Source organism: Arthrobacter sp. ISL-85 (genome assembly GCF_018613675.1).
GTDB lineage: Bacteria > Actinomycetota > Actinomycetes > Actinomycetales > Micrococcaceae > Arthrobacter.
This window is the reverse complement of sequence record NZ_JAGGPQ010000011.1, coordinates 100,072-119,737: the sequence shown is the minus strand read 5'-3', so window position 1 is coordinate 119,737 and position 19,666 is coordinate 100,072. Positions and strand designations below refer to the sequence as shown.

11 protein-coding genes are annotated in these 19,666 nt (G+C 62.5%); 4 read left to right on the top strand and 7 right to left on the bottom strand.

Going from position 1 to position 19,666, the window contains the following annotated elements:
• Positions 1–121: 121 nt before the first annotated feature.
• Positions 122–598 carry a GtrA family protein gene (locus J7I84_RS08600; RefSeq protein WP_251046330.1) on the bottom strand — a complete coding sequence of 159 codons (477 nt, stop codon included), beginning with the start codon at positions 596–598 and terminating at the stop codon, positions 122–124.
• Between the two features lie 74 nt (positions 599–672).
• On the opposite strand from J7I84_RS08600, the gene J7I84_RS08595 reads away from it, so the two are divergent.
• Both J7I84_RS08595 and J7I84_RS08590 read left to right on the top strand, forming a co-directional pair.
• A complete protein-coding gene (locus tag J7I84_RS08595) occupies positions 673–2,262 on the top strand; it encodes a DUF2142 domain-containing protein (RefSeq protein WP_214943411.1) in 1,590 nt (529 codons plus the stop codon).
• Positions 2,263–2,378: 116 nt separating this feature from the next.
• Complete coding sequence (locus J7I84_RS08590; RefSeq protein WP_285291203.1) at positions 2,379–3,947, top strand: DUF2142 domain-containing protein; 1,569 nt, start codon at positions 2,379–2,381, stop codon at positions 3,945–3,947.
• Positions 3,948–4,003: 56 nt separating this feature from the next.
• On the opposite strand, the gene J7I84_RS08585 is transcribed toward J7I84_RS08590, so the two are convergent.
• The 3 genes from J7I84_RS08585 to J7I84_RS08575 form a co-directional block, all read right to left on the bottom strand.
• Complete coding sequence (locus J7I84_RS08585) at positions 4,004–5,992, bottom strand: glycosyltransferase (protein WP_214943405.1); 1,989 nt, start codon at positions 5,990–5,992, stop codon at positions 4,004–4,006.
• Entirely contained in the window at positions 5,989–7,176 is a 1,188-nt protein-coding gene (gene glf / locus J7I84_RS08580) for a UDP-galactopyranose mutase (protein WP_214943402.1), read from the bottom strand. The genes J7I84_RS08585 and glf overlap by 4 nt, the downstream gene beginning before the upstream one ends.
• Before the next feature lie 122 nt (positions 7,177–7,298).
• Positions 7,299–7,883 carry an acyltransferase gene (locus J7I84_RS08575; RefSeq protein ID WP_214943399.1) on the bottom strand — a complete coding sequence of 195 codons (585 nt, stop codon included), beginning with the start codon at positions 7,881–7,883 and terminating at the stop codon, positions 7,299–7,301.
• A gap of 180 nt (positions 7,884–8,063) precedes the next feature.
• Between J7I84_RS08575 and J7I84_RS08570 the strand changes: the two genes are divergently transcribed.
• Positions 8,064–12,125, top strand: coding sequence for an FtsK/SpoIIIE domain-containing protein (locus tag J7I84_RS08570; RefSeq protein WP_214943396.1), 4,062 nt, complete (start codon positions 8,064–8,066; stop codon positions 12,123–12,125).
• Between the two features lie 69 nt (positions 12,126–12,194).
• Here J7I84_RS08570 and J7I84_RS08565 read toward each other — a convergent pair whose 3' ends face one another.
• Complete coding sequence (locus tag J7I84_RS08565; protein WP_311381107.1) at positions 12,195–12,683, bottom strand: hypothetical protein; 489 nt, start codon at positions 12,681–12,683, stop codon at positions 12,195–12,197.
• 228 nt (positions 12,684–12,911) lie between these two features.
• On the opposite strand from J7I84_RS08565, the gene J7I84_RS08560 reads away from it, so the two are divergent.
• Positions 12,912–13,160: a WhiB family transcriptional regulator gene (locus J7I84_RS08560; protein ID WP_015937605.1), complete on the top strand. Its 249-nt coding sequence runs from the start codon at positions 12,912–12,914 to the stop codon at positions 13,158–13,160.
• 144 nt (positions 13,161–13,304) lie between these two features.
• Here the strand turns inward: J7I84_RS08560 and J7I84_RS08555 are convergent, their stop codons facing one another.
• Complete coding sequence (locus J7I84_RS08555; RefSeq protein ID WP_214943389.1) at positions 13,305–14,771, bottom strand: sensor histidine kinase; 1,467 nt, start codon at positions 14,769–14,771, stop codon at positions 13,305–13,307.
• 27 nt (positions 14,772–14,798) lie between these two features.
• On the bottom strand, positions 14,799–19,652 hold the full coding sequence (locus J7I84_RS08550; protein WP_214943386.1) for an NAD-glutamate dehydrogenase: 4,854 nt from the start codon (positions 19,650–19,652) through the stop codon (positions 14,799–14,801).
• Positions 19,653–19,666: the final 14 nt, after the last annotated feature.

The following is a 19,666-nucleotide window of genomic DNA, read 5'->3' as shown; positions in this document are numbered from 1 at the left end:
CCGTCAGGCAGCTGCAGGCGGCCGGGTTCAGGTATGGGGCGGGACCCAGGAATCCGCTCTCTGCAGAGTTGCCCCCTCCGGCAGGTGAGGGTGGAAGCCAGAAGAGGCCTCCCAAGCTGCCTTAGGCGCTGGTCTGTTCGGGTGTCCGCCGGAAGATCCAGTGCCGGTACAGGAAATAGTTCCACGCCGTTGTAAGGATGGTGGCGGCTGTCTTACCGATGACGTAGGTCCAGCCGGCGGCGTCAAATCCAGTGACGATTAGGTCGCTGATCACGATGTTGACGATCACCAGCAGGATGTACTTCAGTGCGCTGATACTGCCACTATTGTTGGCGCGGAAAGTGAACAGGCGCTGCAGGAGGAAATTAAAGACCAGGCTGACGACAAACGCGATGGGAGTCGCTATCCATAACGCGACATCGAAAATCTCGTGAAGGATGGCCAGCAGTCCGAGGTCAATGGCAAAAGACACGCCGCCAACAAGTAGGAACCTGACCACCGGATGCCGGTAAAGTCCCATGACCAGCCCCGGAACAGCTGGAACAGCTTCGACGGGGGTTTCGGGTGATGAAGACGTGCCTGACGGCGGTGTTGGCATGGGTAGGTGGTCCTCTCAAGGTTGCGGAGTGATCAGCCTCTGCACAGCCCGCCTCCAAGTATCCTTAAACTATCATGCCGAATTCCACTCGCTCCTTGCTCATGCCCAAAATCAAGCCAACGGGTTCACGCCCCCTTCCACCGTCGGCGATGCGGGTCCTGATGATCGCGTGGCTGGTCTTCGGCTCGATGGGCAGCGTATGGAGTTTCGCCTCGCCGCTAATGTCCATACCGGACGAACCCGCCCATACGATCAAAGCCGCAGCGGTCGCCCGTGGGCAGTTACTGGGCACAGGATCGGGGGTACAGGGAGACCAGTTGGTTGTCCAGGTCCCGGGCTATATTGCCCACTTGAACGTTCGCAGCTGCTTTGCCCAGCATTCGAATATCACGGCGGACTGCGCCCAGCCGATTGACGCAACGGACCGCGGCTGGACTGCCGGGAGAACGTCTGCCGGAAACTATAATCCGGTCTATTACGCAATCGTCGGCATAGGAAGCCGGGGGCTCAGCGGTGAGTCGGCAATCTACGCCATGAGGCTCATCAGTAGTTGGTTGGTCGGGTTCTTTCTGGCAGCGATTTTTGCAGCGGCTTCTTCCCTTCGCCATTTCCGCAGGCCAGTCATCGCCGCGGCTGTTGCTCTGACGCCGGCAGTCTTCTTCCTGGCGGGGTCAATCAACCCGAACGCATTGGAAATTGCCACAACCGGCGCAGTCTTTCTTAGCCTATGCGCCATCTTCGAACAAGTTGCCAGCAAAACTGGGCCAGGGCGACTGCCCCTGGTTCTCTTCACCCTCTCAGCCTCACTCCTGGCACACACCCGTCCGCTATCTCTATTGTGGCTAGCCCTTGCAGCGACGGCGGCTGTACTCTGCTACGGATTCCGGACACTCTGGCGGTCCCTATCCAAACGGGGGTTCCAGGCGGCGATGGTCATCGTCGGCCTGTCTTGTGCCTTCGCCCTTTGGTGGGTGTTCTCCGCCAAGAGCTTTGACAGCCTGCTTGCCGGGGCGCCAATCCCAGCGGATGAGGCGGCCATAACTATGCTCGATAACACCGTGTTCTTCATGGTTCAGTACGTGGGTGTCCTTGGCTGGATCGATACGCTGCCGCCCCCGGCTACGCTATACACCTGGGTGTTGGGGTTCGGGGCGCTGCTCTTTCTCGCCTTCACTGCCCGCCCCATAAAAGGCAGGTGGGTCATGGCCCTGCTTACGGTGACGGTCATTGCTGTTCCCACCGCCCTCCAGGCCAGCACGAGTGAGAAACTTGGCTGGGTCTGGCAGGGGCGCTATGCACTGGCGATGGTTGTTACTCTGATACTCGCGGCAGGAGTGACCACACGTTTTCGGCCATTCAAAATCACGCCGTGGACCAAGTCCATGATTCGCTGGGGCCTTGTTCTGGGCGCACTTGCTCATACCTACATTTTCTTGGAAGGGCTGAGACGCTACACAATCGGCATCCAGGGGCACGTCAACTGGACCGAGATGTTCGATCCCCAATGGCAGCCGCCGTTGACTTGGCAAGGACTTACCGTGGCGTACATCTTCCTTCTAACCCTCGGCGCGGTAGGCCTGTACCGGCTGCTCACACGAAGCCACGCTAGTCGTCCGGTAACGCACCTTAAGGACCAGGGTGCGGAAATAATGGCCGATATTTAGGTTGAGTAACCTTGGATTTTCGCCGCAGGGTCGGGTCCGGGCAGGGCTTTCGTCTTCCACGAGGGAAGTGGGAATGCCGCATTCGTGGTTTATCTCAACGTATGATTTAAACCACCATGCGAACCTCCTTGCTCCTCCAGAAGCCAACATCTGCCGTTGGGACTTCCTCCACTCCCCCTTCACAGCTTCACGTGCTCCTTATCGCGTGGCTTCTTATTGGAGCAGCCAGCACAGTTTGGTGTTTTGCATCACCACTAATGTCGGCACCTGACGAGCCAGCGCATACGATCAAGGCAGCATCTGTTGCACGAGGCCAGTACGGCGGCACAAGCTCCGGAGTTCAAGGAGAGTTGTTGGCGGTTGAGGTCCCTAAGTACATTGCTGAAGTCGGAAGCTACAACTGTTACGCTACACATCCTGAAATAACAGCCAATTGCAACAAGCCCACGAACACGGCAGATCGCAGCCCGGTCAAAGCAACGACTTCCGCCGGAAACTACAATCCCGTCTACTATGCAATCGTGGGGCTCGGCAGTCGTGGTCTTGCAGGCGAACCTGCTCTTTACGCCATGCGCATCATCAGTGCATGGCTCACATCATTTTTCCTTGCGGCCTTTTTCTACGCAGCGAGCTGTATGCGCAAGAGCCGATTTATGCTAATTGCGTCTGCTGTCTCAATGACTCCCGCTGTCCTGTTCCTCAGCGGTGCGGTGAATCCCAATGCGCTGGAGATCGCCACCACTGGCGCGTTCTACATGGGCCTCTGCGTAATGCTTGAGAATGCTGCGAAATCGCAGACAAGCTGGTTGACAACAGCCATCGTTACCACGTCGGGAATTCTTTTGGCCAACACTAGGCCGCTTTCACTTTTGTGGCTTGCACTCGCCGTTGTGGCGGCCATGATTGGCCAATCTCGATTTGCACTGCTTGCTCTGGCGAAAACTAAGACATTCCAGCTTTCCGTCTTCTTGGTCAGCGCTTCATGCGTATTCGCGCTTTGGTGGACGTTAGCTGCCCATAGCTTGGACAGCCTCTTTGCCGTGACACCGCCGCTGCCGGCCGATGAGGCCGCCATACTTATGCTGGACCGGACGGTCGGCTATATGCGCGAATATGTCGGAGTCCTGGGCTCCCTAGACACTGCTCCCCCGGTGGCCGTTGTAGACGCGTGGGTCCTTGGCTTTGGGTGGCTGCTCTTGCTGGCCTTTACAACTCGACCAGTCAAGCTCCGCTGGCCCGTGGCCATGGTGACTGTTGCCGTTCTCGCCATACCTCCGCTGCTTCAAGCGGCGTCCAGCGAAACAGTGGGCTGGATCTGGCAGGGCAGATATGCACTGGCTCTTATCATTCTGCTGATCCTCGTGTCGGGGAGGGCGGTACGATTCCGGCCGTTCAGCACTTCGCCCTGGTCCGCCTCCCTAGTCCGTTGGAGTCTCGTACTGGGAGTCTTGGCCCATGTGTACCTGCTTTTGCAGGGGCTGCGGCGATATACAGTCGGAATACACGGGGATCACATAAATTGGACTGAAATGTTTGAACCCCAGTGGCAGCCGCCTAGTTCATGGCAAGGGCTTACCGTCGCCTACATTATTGTCCTATCAGTGGCCGGGCTCTGTCTTTACCGGCTATTGATAACCAAACCTTTTGCAGCGCAAATAGAGCGGAGCATCTCGGAATTCGCCTAGAGAAAGACCGCCCTCAATAAATTGGAGGGCGGTCTTTCGTTACGCTGCTTCATTCCTCATCGAGGGCGACGTTCTTCCTCCGCTAGGCCGAAGCTGCGGCGCCACGTTTCCACCGATACCAGGTCCGCAAGCGCAGCCCGGTAGTCTGCGGCCAATGCGTCCCAGTTCTTGTACAGCGCTGCGTGCTGAAGAGCGGACTGGCTCAGCATGGCCTTCAGCTTTCCAGGGTCGCGCTTGTACCATGAAGCGGCTGTCCCCTCGGCGTTGGATACCACGACGGAATCAAACTGCGCCGTACGGAACCACCTGTTGTCCACGTGGGCGAGGTAAGCCTGGGGACGCTCTAGCGAGGCGGCAGACGGCTGCCTGAGCAATTGTCGGGCCACTGTTGTCAGCCCCCATTTGACCATGTCCTTCTTGGCGGGCATCTGGCTCTCGGTTTGCCCCGAAAGTCCTGCTCCGAGGGAAGGCGCCGGGAAATCGTCTATGTCTTCATGAAGCTGTGCGTCAGGAAAGGAGTCCCGCAGCTTGTTGATGCTCGCCAGCTTGGTGGCAAGAGACGGATGCAGATGGGACGGGCCGCTCATCAGGTCCGCCCTCGCCGTGAGCCGGTTCTGCGCAGTGAAGTACTGAAGCGATACGAGGTGCTTGACGTCTTCCTGGAAAGATTCCCGCAGGACCGAGCCGCCCTTTGGGTGGGGGCTATGGAGCAGAGCAGTGATCAGGCGGTTGCGGTTGTGAAAATACGCCTGCCATCCAACCAGATCGTCTTTATCAATCCAGGAGATATGCCAGAGCGCAGCGCCGGGCAAAGACACAGTCCGGTAGCCGGCGGCCCTGGCGCGCAGCCCATATTCAGAGTCGTCCCACTTAATGAACAAAGGCAGCGGAAGCCCGATGTCGCGTATAACGGAAGTGGGTATCAGGCACATCCACCAGCCGTTGTAGTCGACGTCGACGCGCCTGTGCAGCCACGGCGTCTGTCGCAAGTTCGACACACTGAAATCGTGCCGCATCTGCATGTCCTGGTGCGGCTGGCTTGGTGAAAACCGCCGCGAATCGATCGTCTCGCCCATTGAATACAGCGTGCTGCGGCTGTACAGGTCGAACATGTGCCCACCCACAATGGTGGGCTTCCGGCACCGGCCCGAGAACGCCATCATGCGCAGGACGCTTTCGGGCTCAACCACAACGTCGTCATCAAGGAGCAGAACGTAGTCACTACCGTTTTCGACGGCTTCATACATACCCCGGGCGAACCCTCCGGACCCACCCAGATTTGCTTGGTCAATCACTCTAAGCTTGGGGCCGATGCTGGCCGCTACTTCGGCAAAGCCCGGTTGGTCGGCAACCTTGACCGTGCCCTGGTCAACGATCAGCACTTCCCGTGCCACCTCGAGCACTTCCGGGTGTTCTGCCAGGGCGCGGACATTGGCAAGGCAGAAGTCCGGTTTGTTCATCGTGGTGATTTGAATGGTCGCTGACTCAAGGGGCCGCTCTGTTGGCGCACCCTCCCAGCGGGCCTCACCCAGGATCAGGTCGCCCCGGCTTGAGGCAAGGTCGAACCAATACCATCCTCCGTCACCAAACGGTTTGATGGAAAGATCGAATTCGGTTCTTGAGTCGCCGTCGACCCGCCTACCATCCACCCGTTGAATGGTGCCGCGCGCGTTTGATTTGTAGACGGTGATGGATCCATGGCCCGACGTCTCGACCACCAGGCGAACCTCACGCAGGTGTGTCCACCGGCGCCAGTAACTGGCAGGAAATGCGTTGAAATACGTCCCTAACGAGATTTGCTCCCCTGAGCGCACGCGGAGGGAGAACCGGGACAGCAAGTCGTCGAAGTGCACCTCCCGCTGGCTGGAGCCCACAAGCTGCAGCTTGTCCTCTGCCCGTTTGGGGTTCCGCGCGGACTCATCGCTTTCCCGGAAACGTATTCCTGCCGCCGGGCCGGCGTCCGCATAGAGCGACATCGTGTCGACTCCGGACTCCGGCGGGAATATCACCCGCTGGAGCGTCGCCCAGCCCGGCGAGCCGATCATGCGTCCACGCCTCCACTCTCAAGCTGTACGCCGCTTTCGAAGTGCGGCTTGATCTTGTTGTCGAACATGCTGAGGGCCGCACCGATGGCCATATGCATGTCCAGGTACTTGTAGGTGCCAAGCCGGCCGCCAAACAGGACATCCTTTTCCGCGGAAGCGAGGTCCCGGTATTTGAGCAGGCGCTCCCTGTCCGCGGAGGTGTTGACCGGGTAGTAGGGCTCGTCACCTTTCTCGGCAAAACGTGAGAACTCACGCATGATGACAGTCTTCTCGGTCTGGTAGTCGCGCTCCGGGTGGAAGTGACGGGGCTCAATGATGCGGGTGTAGGGGACCTCGGCGTCGTTATAGTTCACAACGGACGTCCCCTGGAAGTCACCCATCTCAAGGACTTCTTCCTCGAAGTCGATGGTGCGCCAGGAAAGGTCGCCTTCGGCATAGTCAAAGTACCGGTCAACCGGGCCCGTGTAGACAACGGGAATGTTGCCCACCACTTTGTTCTTGCTGTACTCGTGGGACTCATCGAAGAAGTCGGTGTTCAACCGCACGTCGATGTTGGGGTGCTCAGCCATCTTTTCGATCCACGCCGTGTAGCCGTTGGTGGGCAGGCCCTCGTACTTGTCGTTGAAGTACCGGTTGTCGTAGTTGTAGCGTACGGGCAGCCGGGAAATGATGCCTGCCGGCAGGTCCTTGGGGTCCGTCTGCCACTGCTTGCCGGTGTAGTGCTTGATGAACGCCTCGTAGAGCGGGCGGCCGATCAGCTGGATGCCCTTGTCGTTGAGGTTCTGGGGGTCGGTTCCCGCCAGCTCCCCGGCCTGCTCCTGGATGAGCTCCCTCGCCTCGCCGGGAGTGAGGTTGGCCCGGAAGAACTGGTTGATCGTGGCCAGGTTGATGGGCAGTGAATAGACCTCGCCCTTGTGCACGCCGTAGACCTTATGCACATAGTCCGTGAAGGTGGTGAACCTGTTGACGTACTCCCACACCCGCTCGTTGGAGGTATGGAAAAGGTGGGCACCGTACCGGTGGATCTCGATCCCGGTCTGTTCTTCCTTTTCGCTGTACGCGTTGCCGCCGATGTGGTGGCGGCGGTCGATGACAACCACCTTCAAGCCGAGCTCGGTGGCGGCCTGTTCTGCGATTGTCAGGCCAAAAAAGCCGGACCCTACGATGACGAGGTCAGCGGTCACAAAATCTCCTGGTTCGAATGCGGGCAGCGCAATGTTGCGCATTGTCTGCTGCTCCAGCCTACCCGAGGGACTGCGGGGCCCGTCGAATCAGCACCGCCGCTGTGCCCGGCATGCAACTGCCATCAGGCAGGGCGGAGCACTCCGCCGTCCTCAAGGTATGCGTCCCCTGTTTCCGGGCAGATCCACTCCCCGCCCTCCTGCCGAAGGGGCTGGCCCGCCTTCCCGACCCACCCGATCCGGCGCGCTGGAACCCCCGCAATGAGGGCAAAGTCCGGCACATCCTTGGTGACGACGGCGCCTGCCGCCACCATCGCCCACGCGCCGATGGTCAGGGGTGCTATGCAGACGGCCCGGGCGCCAATGGCGGCTCCCCGCCGGATGGTGACGCCCACCTTGTTCCAATCGTCCTCCGTCTTGAGGCTGCCCTGGGGAGTTACGGCGCGGGGAAAGACGTCATTGGTCAGTACCACCGCGGGGCCTATGAAAACTCCCGCCTCCAAAACGGCGGGCTCGTACACCAGCGCGTAATTCTGGACCTTGCAGTTCTCCCCCAGGACCACGCCCGGGCCGATGTAGGCGCCGCGGCCTATAACGCAGTTCTCCCCCAGGCGCGCTGCCTCCCTGACCTGGGCGAGATGCCACACCCTGGTGCCGGGCCCTATGCTGGCGCTGGCATCGACGTCCGCGCTGTCAGCGATCGTGTTCAAAGCGGACTCCTTCGCTTCTGTCGGACCGCCGTGCCAGGGCCCGGTGTAGTGATCCTAACCGGGCTGTCACCTTCCAGGGAGCCCGAAAGCCACACGTTTATCCACATAGGCCGTGAAGCGCCTGCTGCACGCTTCCTGCTGTAGTTAGCGTGTGGATACATGCACGAAGGATCCCGACACATGACACTCAACTGCACACTGGTTGGCGGCCCAGGATCATCAGCAAAGCAGCCGCCCGTCGAACTATCCATCAACGCCCCAACAGGCACGTCAGGTGCCGGGATTTACGAGCAGCTGGTGCGGAAGTTCAGTGTGGGTGTCGTCACCGTGGATGGGGAGGACCTGCGTTCCCTGGCCCTCGGCGTGCCGCCGCTCGTAGAGGCGGCGATCCTCGTCGACGGCGGCACCGGCCCCTCGAGCCGGCGGCCCCGGCGCCGGCCTGCCCCTGAAGCTGCTGCTCCCCTGGCCCTCGCGGTCGACAGCGGCGCCGCAGCAGGAACGGTCGTACCGTTACGGCGCGGCAGTTACAGCATTGGCCGAAGCGGTACGCGGATCATCATCCCGGACCCGGAACTGTCGCGTGAACATGCGCAGGTGGTGGTAACGGATACCGACATCCTGTTGATTGACTTGGGCAGTGCCAATGGCACTTATGTCGACGGCGAAAGAATCCGGGCTAAGGTCATCTCCACGGATTCCAGCATCAGGTGCGGCCAATCGAACCTGTCACTGGTTTTCGCAGACCCTTCTGTCCGGTCACTTGCGGAAGCCGGAAGGTCCGTGACGGAACCCATCGTCGTGCCCGCCCGCATTGACGCCGGGAACCGGGCGGTACTTATTCTGACCGCGGTTCTCCCGCTGGGCTTCGGGGTGCTGCTGGCCGTCCTCACAGGAATGTGGATGTTCCTTGCCTTTTCCGCGGCTTCCGCATTTTCCGTCCTGGTCCCCGCCTTCGGGGGTCGACGGCAGAGACGGGAATTGTCCGCCGCTGTGCAGGCCGCCGTTACGGAAGACAGGGAACGCCGACGGCGGAGCGCCCCTTCCCTGGCTTTCGTAGCCTTGGTGACACAACGAGATGAGGAAACCTCCAGTTTGGGCTCCGGCAGTGACGGTGTCTGGTTGCGGCTGGGTCAGGCAGACCAGGCAGCCAATGTCAGGATCGAGCCTGCAGGTTCCGGCCCGGCGGTTCCACCGGCAGGAACGGTGCCCGTCGTCCTCGACCCGCGCCGCCAACTCACCACCATTCGCGCTTTGGGCTCAGCCACCGACGGCGCCATCCGGTCCTTCCTCATGCAACTGGCAGCGTATCCGCGGGCTGGCATGACGCACGTCCTCCTTCATGGACAGCCAGGAAGCCTGCCCCTCGCCGCCCGATACCTTCCCAGGGTGACCCTCACAGCAACACCAACTGCCGCCCTCGGTGTTGTGAACAGCAGCCATTCCCACGGCTGCGAGCGCGCGGTCTTATTGATTCGCGGGGAAAGCTCCACAGCGGGCGCTGACGACTCGGTACGGGACGCAGCGATCCAACGGGGATGGCAGGTACTTCACTTCCGGTCCGAGGAAGGTGAGTGGCCTGCACCTGACCTCTTTCTCTCGGAGCACAGGTGCGTCCTGCGGCAAGATCTCCGCGAAACCGTGTTTGTTCCCGACCTTGTGCCGGACGATGTGTTCACTGGATTCTGCCGGCGCATGGCGGGCGAACGGCGGCAGGACAAGGAACGAGTACGGTCCGTTCCCGCTACCTGCAGCCTTGACGACATCCTGCCTCTGACCCCTGAGGCAACAGCTGAACGCTGGGACTCCAGCTCGCAAAAGGACGGGCTATCCATACCACTGGGCCTCAGCGCCGCAGGTACGAAGACCCTTGACCTCCAGTACGACGGACCCCACCTGCTCGTGGCGGGCACCACCGGCTCAGGGAAATCAGAACTGCTCCGGAGCCTCACACTCGCCCTCGCTCTGAGTTATCCGCCGGAGCGGGTCAACTTCTTCTTCATCGATTTCAAGGGCGGTTCAGGGCTTGGCCCACTGAGTGAACTGGTCCACTGCGTGGGACTGCAGACGGACCTATCCGGCTCAGAAATGAACCGAACCCTGATCTCGCTTCGCGCCGAACTCCAGCTCCGTGAGAGAGTCCTTTCCGCGGCCCGTGTCCCGGACATTTCCGCGTACCGCTCCACCGGGGCGGCACACGACTTTGTCCTCCCCAACCTTGTCATTGTCATCGACGAGTTCAGGATGCTGGTTGATGATGCACCGGAAGTGCTCCGTGAGTTGCTGCGGATAGCCTCAACCGGGCGCTCCCTGGGCATCCACCTGATCATGGCCACGCAAAGGCCGCAGGGGGCACTAACGGCCGACATCCGTGCCAACGTCACGTCCAGCATCGCCCTTCGCGTGCAATCCGACATGGAGTCGGTCGACATCGTCAATTGTAAAAACGCTGCAGCCATCAGCGTCGACGCTCCCGGCCGCGCCTTCCTGGCACGTGGTACGGAAGCAGCCGAGGAGTTCCAGGGGGCATCCCTGGGGTCGGTCTCCGAGGGCAATGACTGCCCTGCCGTTATCGTCCACAAGACAACCGAGCTTCTGGCCAGCCAGGCAACCGGGCCAAATAAAGAGCAAGCCCCCGTCCCAACTCCTGCGCAGGCGGTGGAACCGCTGGCGGCCATGGTGCGGAGCCTCTGTACTCAGCAGGAGAAGCAGGTCCCGAGGAGGCCCGTCGCCCCTCCACTGCCTGAGGACCTGCACGATCCGGCTTACAGCAGTCCGCCGATGAACCCGATGGGCGAGGTTCACCTCGGACTGATGGACGTGCCCGAAAAGCAACGGGTGGAGGCCCTGGTCTGGAGTCCTGCCCGGCACGGCCACGCAGCGTTTATCGGCAGTCCCGCGTCCGGGGCCGGGGCGGCGCTGGAACTGGCCGTCCACAAACTGATGACCGGACCTTGGGAAGCCCACTTCTACGTACTGGACGCCGCGGGCAGTTTTCTCCCGCTGGCCAGTGCAGGCCGGACGGGCGCGCATGCCGGACTGGACGACTTGCGGCGGGGAGTACGGATCCTGGAGCGGCTTGTCCGGGAGCTGGGCCAGCGGCTGAGCCATCCAGGGTCCGGCACCGTACCCGTCGTCCTGGTCATTTCAGGCTGGGGATCCTGGGTTTCCGCCTTCCGTTCAGGACCCCTGGCCTGGGCGGAAGACCTGGTCCACGACCTCGTCCGCGACGGCGCCAAGGCAGGGATCACGCTGCTGCTCTCCGGGGAGCGCGAGCTTGTCACTGCCAGGTTCTTCGGCACTCTTCCCAACTGTTTCTACTTTCCGGCCGGTTCAACCGAGGAGGGCCGCGCCATGTGGCCGCGGATGCATTCGTTGCCTGCCGCCGAAGGGAGGGCTGTTGCCTTTGGCCCTGTCTCAGTCGGAGACACGGCGGTCTGCCAGTTCTACCGCAGCCCTGCCCCGCGATCGCCGGGCACGGGCGGCGCAGGATACCCGCCGGCCTCGCTGCCGCCGTTCCGGGTGGAACCCCTCCCCGCGCACATCACTGTCAGGGAGGTCGGAGCACTAACAGGACCGGCGCTGAGCCGGTCTCCATCTGTTCAAGCCCGCTCAGGCCAGGAACTGCCCGCCAACGGCCGTCGGACTCGGCGCTACGTAGCCCCCGGGAGGCAGCGTGACGTCTTTCTGGGAGTGGCCGGGGACGAGCTCGCCGCAGCGTCCTTCCGTATGCCCGTCGGCGGGGTATTAGCAGTTCTCGGCGACCCGGGAAGCGGCAAGAGCAACACCCTCCGAGTGTTGGAGGCACTCAACCCCGGGCAACTGTGGTGCGCGCATCAAGGGCCGTCCCAGGCCGAGGGAGAGTTATGGTCGGACATGCTGGTGCGGGCAGAGAATGGTTCCTTGCCGCGGGAGGCAATACTGCTGGTTGACGACGTCGACCAGCTCGCCCCTTCGGCGCTGCGGGATCTGGGCGAACTGCATGCCCTGGGCCATTCCCTGGTGATAACGGCTGTTTACAGTCCAATGCTTCTCCAGCGCGTCCCGCTGATCATGGCTGCCCGGGCGTCCGGCCTCGGCCTTTTGCTTGGCCCGCGTTCAGTGGCTGACGGCGACCCTTTCGGGATTCGGTTCGACGTCGAGTCCAATCCCCCGCCGGGCCGCGCCGTCCTCATCTCCGGCGGCCGCTCAGTGCCTCTCCAAGTGGCGTGGGCTGGAGCAGAAGGAAGGCCGGCGGCGATCTAAGGAACGGAAAAGGAGTTTGGTTCCAACACAAAGAAGTTTGGTCGAAGGGGATGGCTGGCCGGTCCGGCGTCAGAGGGCTGGGGGTGCACTCCCTGTCCGGGAGGCATGACTGACAACCTTGTTGGTAAACAGGAGGACGATGGCGGTGACCGCAGGTACCAGCATCACCAGTCCGGCCAGGACAAGGCCGCTGGTCATAGTGGGCACCCCGATGGTGAGAACGAACAACTGGGCCACCAGCGCGGCCGCCCTGGTCCAGCGGAAGCCCCGGTAAAGGAAGACTGCCACCGCATACAGCCAGGCCGAAAAAGCCAAGAGGAGCGCCAAGGTGAAGATGGCACCCCAGAAGGACAGTACGGGGCTGCCGCTGAACAGCTCGTAGGCATACCAGCCGGCGGCCGCCAGGAGGGCCGTAGCTTCTGCCGCCGCAACGCCCGCAACCACCTTAGCGGTCGCGGGTACCGGTCCAGTCCGTCCATTGGCCGCGCTGTCCGGTCCGCTGCCGGGATCATCAGAAGAGGATGGTGTACCTGCTGGGTTTACCGGGGGTCTTGACACACTGGCACCCTACCGGACATAGTCGGACACTGGTGAGGGTCGTGCCGGCACTGTGATGCATCGCTCAGGTTTCAGGGGATATCAGGCGTTATAACCCCTTGTTTACATAGCGTTAACATGACAGGCTTGATGCAGATGACCAAGGGGGCCCAGAGGGCCCCTTTCCTTTGTAGCCACTAGTGAATAATTTCACAAAGGCACTTCCCAGAAATGGAGCAACTGATCAGCATGGATTGGCGTAACCGCGCAGCGTGCCTCGAGAAGGACCCGGAACTGTTCTTCCCCGTCGGGAATACAGGACCGGCCCTCCTGCAGATCGAGGAAGCCAAGAGCGTCTGCCGCCGGTGCCCCGTTGTCGACACCTGCCTGCAGTGGGCCCTCGAATCCGGCCAGGACGCCGGGGTTTGGGGCGGCATGAGCGAAGACGAGCGCCGCGCCCTCAAGCGCCGGGCGGCCCGCGCACGCCGCGCCTCCTAGGAATCCCGCACCGGCAGAACGGCGCCACAGGACGACGGAACCGGCATACAGAGGCCCCGGGACCAATCCAGACTGGATTGGTCCCGGGCCTCTGTCAGTTGCACTCCGTCCCGTCCAGAACAACCCCTGGCCGGAACGCGCCTCCTACTTGCCTGCCAGGCTCAGCCGGATCTTAACCTCGGTCCCACCGCCCTCGCGGCGCTCCCACGTGATGGTGCCGCCCAGTTCGCTGGTGACGAGCGTCCGCACAATCTGCAGGCCGAGGCCTTCTACATGGGGGGTTTGCGGAAGGCCCACGCCGTCGTCGGCAATGGTTACCGTCAGCTCCTCGCCGTCATCCCCTTCGGAGCGGTCGGCAAGGAGCCACACTGTTCCCGCCCTCCCCTCAAGGCCGTGCTCCACAGCATTGGTCACCAGTTCGTTGATGACCAGGGCAAGTGGGGTGGCGAGGTCGCTGGGGAGCTCGCCGAAGCTGCCGGAGCGCTCCGTCCTGACCTGCTGGGAAGGGGAGGCCACCTCCGCAGACAGCCGGAACTGGCGCCCGATCAGTTCGTCGAAATCGACACTCTGCGTCAGGCCTTGGGATAGGGTCTCATGGACCAGTGCGATCGTAGCTACGCGGCGCATCGCCTGTTCCAGGCCCTGCTTTGCTTCATCGCTCACCATTCGCCGGGACTGCATCCGCAGCAGCGCGGCCACGGTCTGCAGGTTGTTCTTAACCCGGTGGTGGATTTCGCGGATAGTGGCGTCTTTGGTTACCAGCTCCATTTCGCGGCGGCGCAGCTCTGAGACGTCGCGGCAGAGGACCAGCGCGCCGAACCGCTGTTGCTCGTCCCGGAGCGGAATGGCCCGCAGGGACAGGCTTACTCCCCTGGACTCGATCTCGCTGCGCCAAGGCATCCGGCCTGTGACGACCAGCGGCAGGGTCTCATCGACCATCCGGCGGTCCTTGAGCAGGCCGGCGGTGACTTCAGCGAGGGAGCGTCCTTCCAGGGACTCACCGTCCCCCAGGCGTCGGAAGGCCGAAACGCCGTTGGGGCTGGCGTACTGCACCACGCCGTCGGCATCCAGCCTTATCAGCCCGTCGCCCACACGGGGAGCACCCCGGCGGGAGCCCGTGGGTGAGGCGAAATCCGGCCACAACCCCAACGTGCCCATCCGCAGGAGATCATACGCGCATTGCCGGTACGTCAACTCAAGCCGGGACGGCATTCGGGAACTGGAGAGATCCATATGGGTGGTAACCACCGCAAGCGTCCGCCCATTGCGCACCATGGGAACCGCCTCGACCCGCAGCGCCATCTCGCTGTTCCAGTTCGTCTCACTGGAACGCTCAATGGACCTGCTGTTCCACGCCTTGTCCACGAGCGGCTGCAGGTCGGACCGGATACCCTCACCCACGAAGTCGCTGTGGAAAGCCGTGTGCGTGGTGGAAGGACGCACATGTGCCAGGGCAATGTAGCCAAGCTCCGGGTGGGGGAACCAGAGCGCCAGGTCAGCGAACGCAAGGTCCGCGACCATCTGCCAGTCCCCCACCAGGAGGTGCAGCCATTCGGCATCGCCCGGGCCGAAATCAGCGTGTTCCCTGATGGGGTCCGTAAAGATTGCCACTGCACCTCCAGTTGCGGCGCCGAATTCCTAGCGCCGGACGATTGACCTCAAGAGCCTCAATGCTACCGACAGTGAGGCCATGTCGTCGGCCTCGAGCGCGTTCACTTCGTCGAACATGCTCTTTGCCCTGCCCAGCTGCTCGGCATTTTGTGCCTCCCAGTCGCTGAGCCGCGCATCCGGCGAGCCAGCCGCAGACGTAGCGTCCAGCACCGCCGTCGTCATATCAGACACCGTCGAGTACAGGTCATCGCGCAGGGCCCCCCGTGCCAGCGCCTGCCACCGGTCCTGCCGCGGCAGGCTGCTGATCCGTTCAAGCAGCGAGTCCGCGTGGAAGCGGTTGAACACGGTGTAGTACACGGCTGCGATATCCTCCACCCGGTCCTCCCTCGAGCGGGCGATCTTGGCGATATCCAGCAGCACGAAGCTCTCGAAGAGCTCGGCCCAGCGCAGCGCAAGGCCTTCCGGGAGCTCCCACTCGAGGCCCTTCGCGAGCCACGCCGCCACCCGCTCGCGGTCGTCGCCGCGGAGGTATTCCAGCAGCCGCGCACGCATGGGATCCATGAGCGGCTTGAACTCTGCCACAACGTCGGCGATGGGGCGGGTAACGCTTTCCTGGCTCAGCAGCCAGCGGACTGCCCGGTCCAGGAGCCGGCGGATGTCCAGGTGCACGGTGCTCCAGTGCTCCGTGGGGAAGGATGCAGGCAGGCTGTTCAACTCCCCCACCATCGTATCCAGCTCATATACCTCGCGCAGCGCCACGAAAGCCTTGGCAACGGCAACTTCGCTGGCGGACGTTTCCTCCATGACCCGGAAGGCGAAGGTAATGCCGCCAAGGTTGATCATGTCGTTGGCCACCACCGTGGCAATGATTTCGCGTCGCAGCGGATGCGTGTCCAGCTCGGCGTCAAAACGCTCACGCAGCTGATGCGGGAAGTAGGAACGCAGCGTGTCCCGGAACCACGGGTCATCGGCAAGGTCGCTGTCCCGCAGGGCCGACGCCAGCTCGATCTTCGCGTAGGCGGCCAGCACAGACAGCTCCGGAGACGTCAGTCCCTGGCCCTGCTGCAGCCGTTCCCGCAGTGTATCCGTGGTGGGCAGCGCCTCCAGGTCCCGCTTCAGGTCGGCGCTCTTCTCCAGCCAGTCCATGAGCCGCTCGTAACTCGGGCTCCACTCCGCCACCCGGGTCCGGTCGTTCAGGAGCAGGATGTTCTGGTCGATGTTGTCTTCGAGGACCAGCCGGCCCACTTCATCGGTCATGGCAGCAAGGAAGTCTGCGCGTTCCGCCGCCGGCAGCTTGCCGGCGGCCACCATCCGGTCAACGAAGATTTTGATGTTGACCTCATGGTCCGAGCAGTCCACACCCGCGGAGTTGTCGATGGCGTCGGTATTGAGGATGACCCCCTGCAGGGCTGCCTCAATGCGGCCGCGCTGGGTCATCCCCAGGTTTCCACCTTCGCCCACTACCTTGACCCGCAGGTCGCGGCCGTTGACACGGATGGCATCGTTGGCCTTGTCACCCACGGAGGCGTTGGATTCTGAGGACGCCTTGACGTACGTCCCGATCCCGCCGTTATACAGCAGGTCCGCCGGTGCCAACAGGATGGCACGCAGGAGCTCGGGCGGGCTGAGCTCGGTGGTTTCCGCCGGAAGCCCCAGCGCGGCCCGTACCTGAGCGGACACGGGGATGGATTTGGCCTGGCGGGCGAAGACACCGCCGCCTTCGCTGATCAGCGCTTTGTCGTAATCGTCCCAGGAGGACCTGGGCAGGTCGAACAGTCTCTGCCGCTCTGCGAACGAGGCTTCTTCATCCGGGTTGGGGTCCAGGAAGATATGCCGATGGTCAAAGGCCGCGAGCAGGCGGATGTGCCGGGACAACAGCATCCCGTTGCCAAATACGTCCCCGGACATGTCCCCCACACCGACCACAGTGAAAGGTTCCGTCTGCGTGTCGAGGTCCAGCTCGCTGAAGTGGCGCTTCACCGATTCCCACGCGCCCCGGGCGGTGATGCCCATGGCCTTATGGTCGTAGCCCACGGACCCGCCGGACGCGAACGCGTCCCCCAGCCAGAAGCCGTACTCCGCGGACAGGCCGTTTGCGATGTCGGAGAAAGTAGCCGTTCCCTTGTCCGCCGCGACCACAAGGTAGGAGTCGTCGTCGTCATGCCGGACAACGTTCGACGGCGGCACGAGCCGCTCACCGCCGCCTTCAGTCAGGAGGTTGTCCGTGAGGTCCAGCAGGCCACGGATGAACGTCTTGTAGCTCTCGACGCCTTCCGCCATCCAGGCTGCGCGGTCGGTCGCGGGGTCCGGAAGCTGCTTTGCGAAGAACCCGCCTTTGGCGCCAGTGGGCACGATGACCGCGTTCTTAACCGTCTGCGCTTTGACCAGGCCCAGGACCTCGGTCCGGAAATCCTCCCGCCTGTCGGACCAGCGGAGCCCGCCGCGGGCCACCTTGCCGAACCGGAGATGCACGCCCTCAACGCGAGGGGAGTAAACCCAGATTTCGAACATGGGCCGTGGGAAGGGCAACCCTTCGATCCGGGCCGGGTCAAGCTTGAAGCTCAGGTGCGGCTTGTTCTGGTAGAAATTGGTCCTCAGGGTTGCCTCGGTGAGGTTGACGAAGGTACGCAGCACGCGGTCCGCATCGAGAGTGGGAACCTTCTCGATCGAAGCTGCCAGTTCCTGCCGCACTGAAGCCTGGGCCTCAGCGCGTTCGCCATCGCTGATGGAGGGATCAAAGCGGGCGGCGAAAAGTCCAGTCAGCCCCCTGGTCACATCCGGGTTGGCCAGGAGTGTGTCCGCCATAAAGCCGAAGGAACTGCTGTTGCCCATCTGGCGCATGTACCGGGCATAGGAGCGCAGCACCGTGATCTGCCGCCAGTGCAGCCCCTCCCGCAACACCAGGCGGTCGAAGTTGTCCGATTCCGCGGCGCCGGTGACAGCCGCGCCGAAGGAGTCTGCAAGAAGTCCTCCCGTGACCAGCGGGTCCACGCCCGCGGGGTATTTCAGCCCGAGGTCGTACAGGAAGAAGTCCCTATGGTCTGCTGTTTCGATTTCAAAGGGACGCTCATCCAGGACCTCGAGTCCGAGGTTATGGAAGTACGGCAGGATCTGGCTCAGGCTCTTGGGCTCCAGCATGTAGAGCTTTACCCGGGCGTCCTCCTCCAGTGTTGCACCGGCCCCTTCGGGAAGGTACACGTGAACTCCGGGACGGTCCTGGCGCGCGCCGGCGATCCGCTCTGCAGCGGCCCCGTACTTTTCGAACCGCGCAATGTCTTCGAGCGCGTCCTCCACTTCGTAGTCCACCCGGTAGCTGGCAGGGAACGCCTCGGCCCAGGTGGCAGCGAGTTCCTTGGCCTCGGCTGCGTCCCGGCCCTCGCGCAGGACTTCGGCGATGCCTTCACTCCAGGACCTCGCCGCCCGCACCAGGCGCTTTTCCAGCTCATCGCTGTTGACATTGCTGACGTCGGCGTCCTTCGGCAGCCGGATGCGGAAGAACAACCGCGCGAGCGCCGACTCGGTCATGCGGGCTTCGTAGTCGATGGAGACTGCACGGAAAGTCTCCCGCAGTTCCTGTTCGATGCGGAGCCTGACATTGGTGGTGTACCGGTCTCGGGGCAGGTACACCACGGCTGACATGAAGCGCCCGTAAATATCCGGCCTCAGGAACAGCCGGGTGCGCCGACGTTCCTGCAGCTTCTGGATTCCAAAGGCGGTCGCGGCGAGATCGGGGATTTCGATCTGGAACAGCTCATCCCGGGGGTAGGTCTCCAGGATTCCCAGGAGGTCCTTGCCCGAGTGCGAGTCCGGGGGGAAACCTGCGTTCTGCAGCACGGCGTCCACTTTTTCCCGGACGATGGGAATGTCGCGGACGGAGCCGGCGTAGGCGCTGGTGGCAAAGAGTCCAATGAACCGGCGCTCGCCGTTGACGTTGCCCGCGGCGTCGAAGCTCTTGATGCCGATGTAGTCCAGGTAGGCCGAGCGGTGGACGGTGGATCGTGAATTGGCCTTGGTGATGACGAGGGCGCGCTTCTCGCGCGCCTTTTTGCGGCCCGGGTCGGTGAGGTGCTGGATGTGCGGGGAGTCTGCGGCCGCCCTCAGGAGCCCCAGTCCGCTGTCCTCGCGCAGTTCCAGGACGTCTTCGCCGTCAACATTGAGCAGGTCGTATTCACGGTAGCCCAGGAAGGTGAAGTTTCCGTCGTCAAGCCACCGCAGCAGGTCCTTTGCCTGCCGCAACTCGGCAATCTGTGCAGGATTGGCCACCCGGTCCAGGCTCTCGGCGATCTCCAGCGCTTTTTGGCGCATCCTGGGCCAGTCCTCGACGGCGGCCCTGACGTCGTTGAGGACACGGGTCAGCCCCGCGAGCAGGGAAGTCTTCGCTTCGTCGGAAACGCGGTGGATTTCGACGGCGATCCAAGACTCCATGTGCGAAGCGTTTTCACCCTGCGCAATGAGGTGGGAAAGGTTGGGCATAGCCGCTGTGTCCCCGCTGGAAATGCCCAGGTGCGCCGGAACCCTGTTGACCTTGACCAGTTCACCGCTTTCCCGGTTCCTGGTGGCCACGAAAAGCGGGTGGACCACCAGTCTGATGGCTGCATGCTGCCGGACAAGTTCGGCGTTAACGGAGTCGACAAGAAAGGGCATGTCGTCAGTGACGACAAAAATAACGCTGCTGTCCTCTTCGTCGATGATCGAGATCTTTGCCTGTCCGGGCTGCCTGACGGATGCTGCCCGGCGGTGCTCGGCAGCACGGGCTTCCAAAACATCGCGGGAGTAGCTTCGGGCATCCTCCTCAGCCAGGTGCTGGTAGTAGTCCCCCATGAAACCCTCAAGGCCTTCAATGGAGAGGGGCTGGTCCTCCACACTGGATCCAGACGACATCGACAACGCCTCCA

Bases quoted from the DNA above. Each gene is read 5' to 3' on its own strand.
- J7I84_RS08600 (WP_251046330.1), bottom strand. From the start codon at position 598: ATGCCAACACCGCCGTCAGGCACGTCTTCATCACCCGAAACCCCCGTC.
- J7I84_RS08595 (WP_214943411.1), top strand. From the start codon at position 673: ATGCCGAATTCCACTCGCTCCTTGCTCATGCCCAAAATCAAGCCAACG.
- J7I84_RS08590 (WP_285291203.1), top strand. From the start codon at position 2,379: ATGCGAACCTCCTTGCTCCTCCAGAAGCCAACATCTGCCGTTGGGACT.
- J7I84_RS08585 (WP_214943405.1), bottom strand. From the start codon at position 5,992: ATGATCGGCTCGCCGGGCTGGGCGACGCTCCAGCGGGTGATATTCCCG.
- J7I84_RS08570 (WP_214943396.1), top strand. From the start codon at position 8,064: ATGACACTCAACTGCACACTGGTTGGCGGCCCAGGATCATCAGCAAAG.
- J7I84_RS08560 (WP_015937605.1), top strand. From the start codon at position 12,912: ATGGATTGGCGTAACCGCGCAGCGTGCCTCGAGAAGGACCCGGAACTG.
- J7I84_RS08550 (WP_214943386.1), bottom strand. From the start codon at position 19,652: ATGTCGTCTGGATCCAGTGTGGAGGACCAGCCCCTCTCCATTGAAGGC.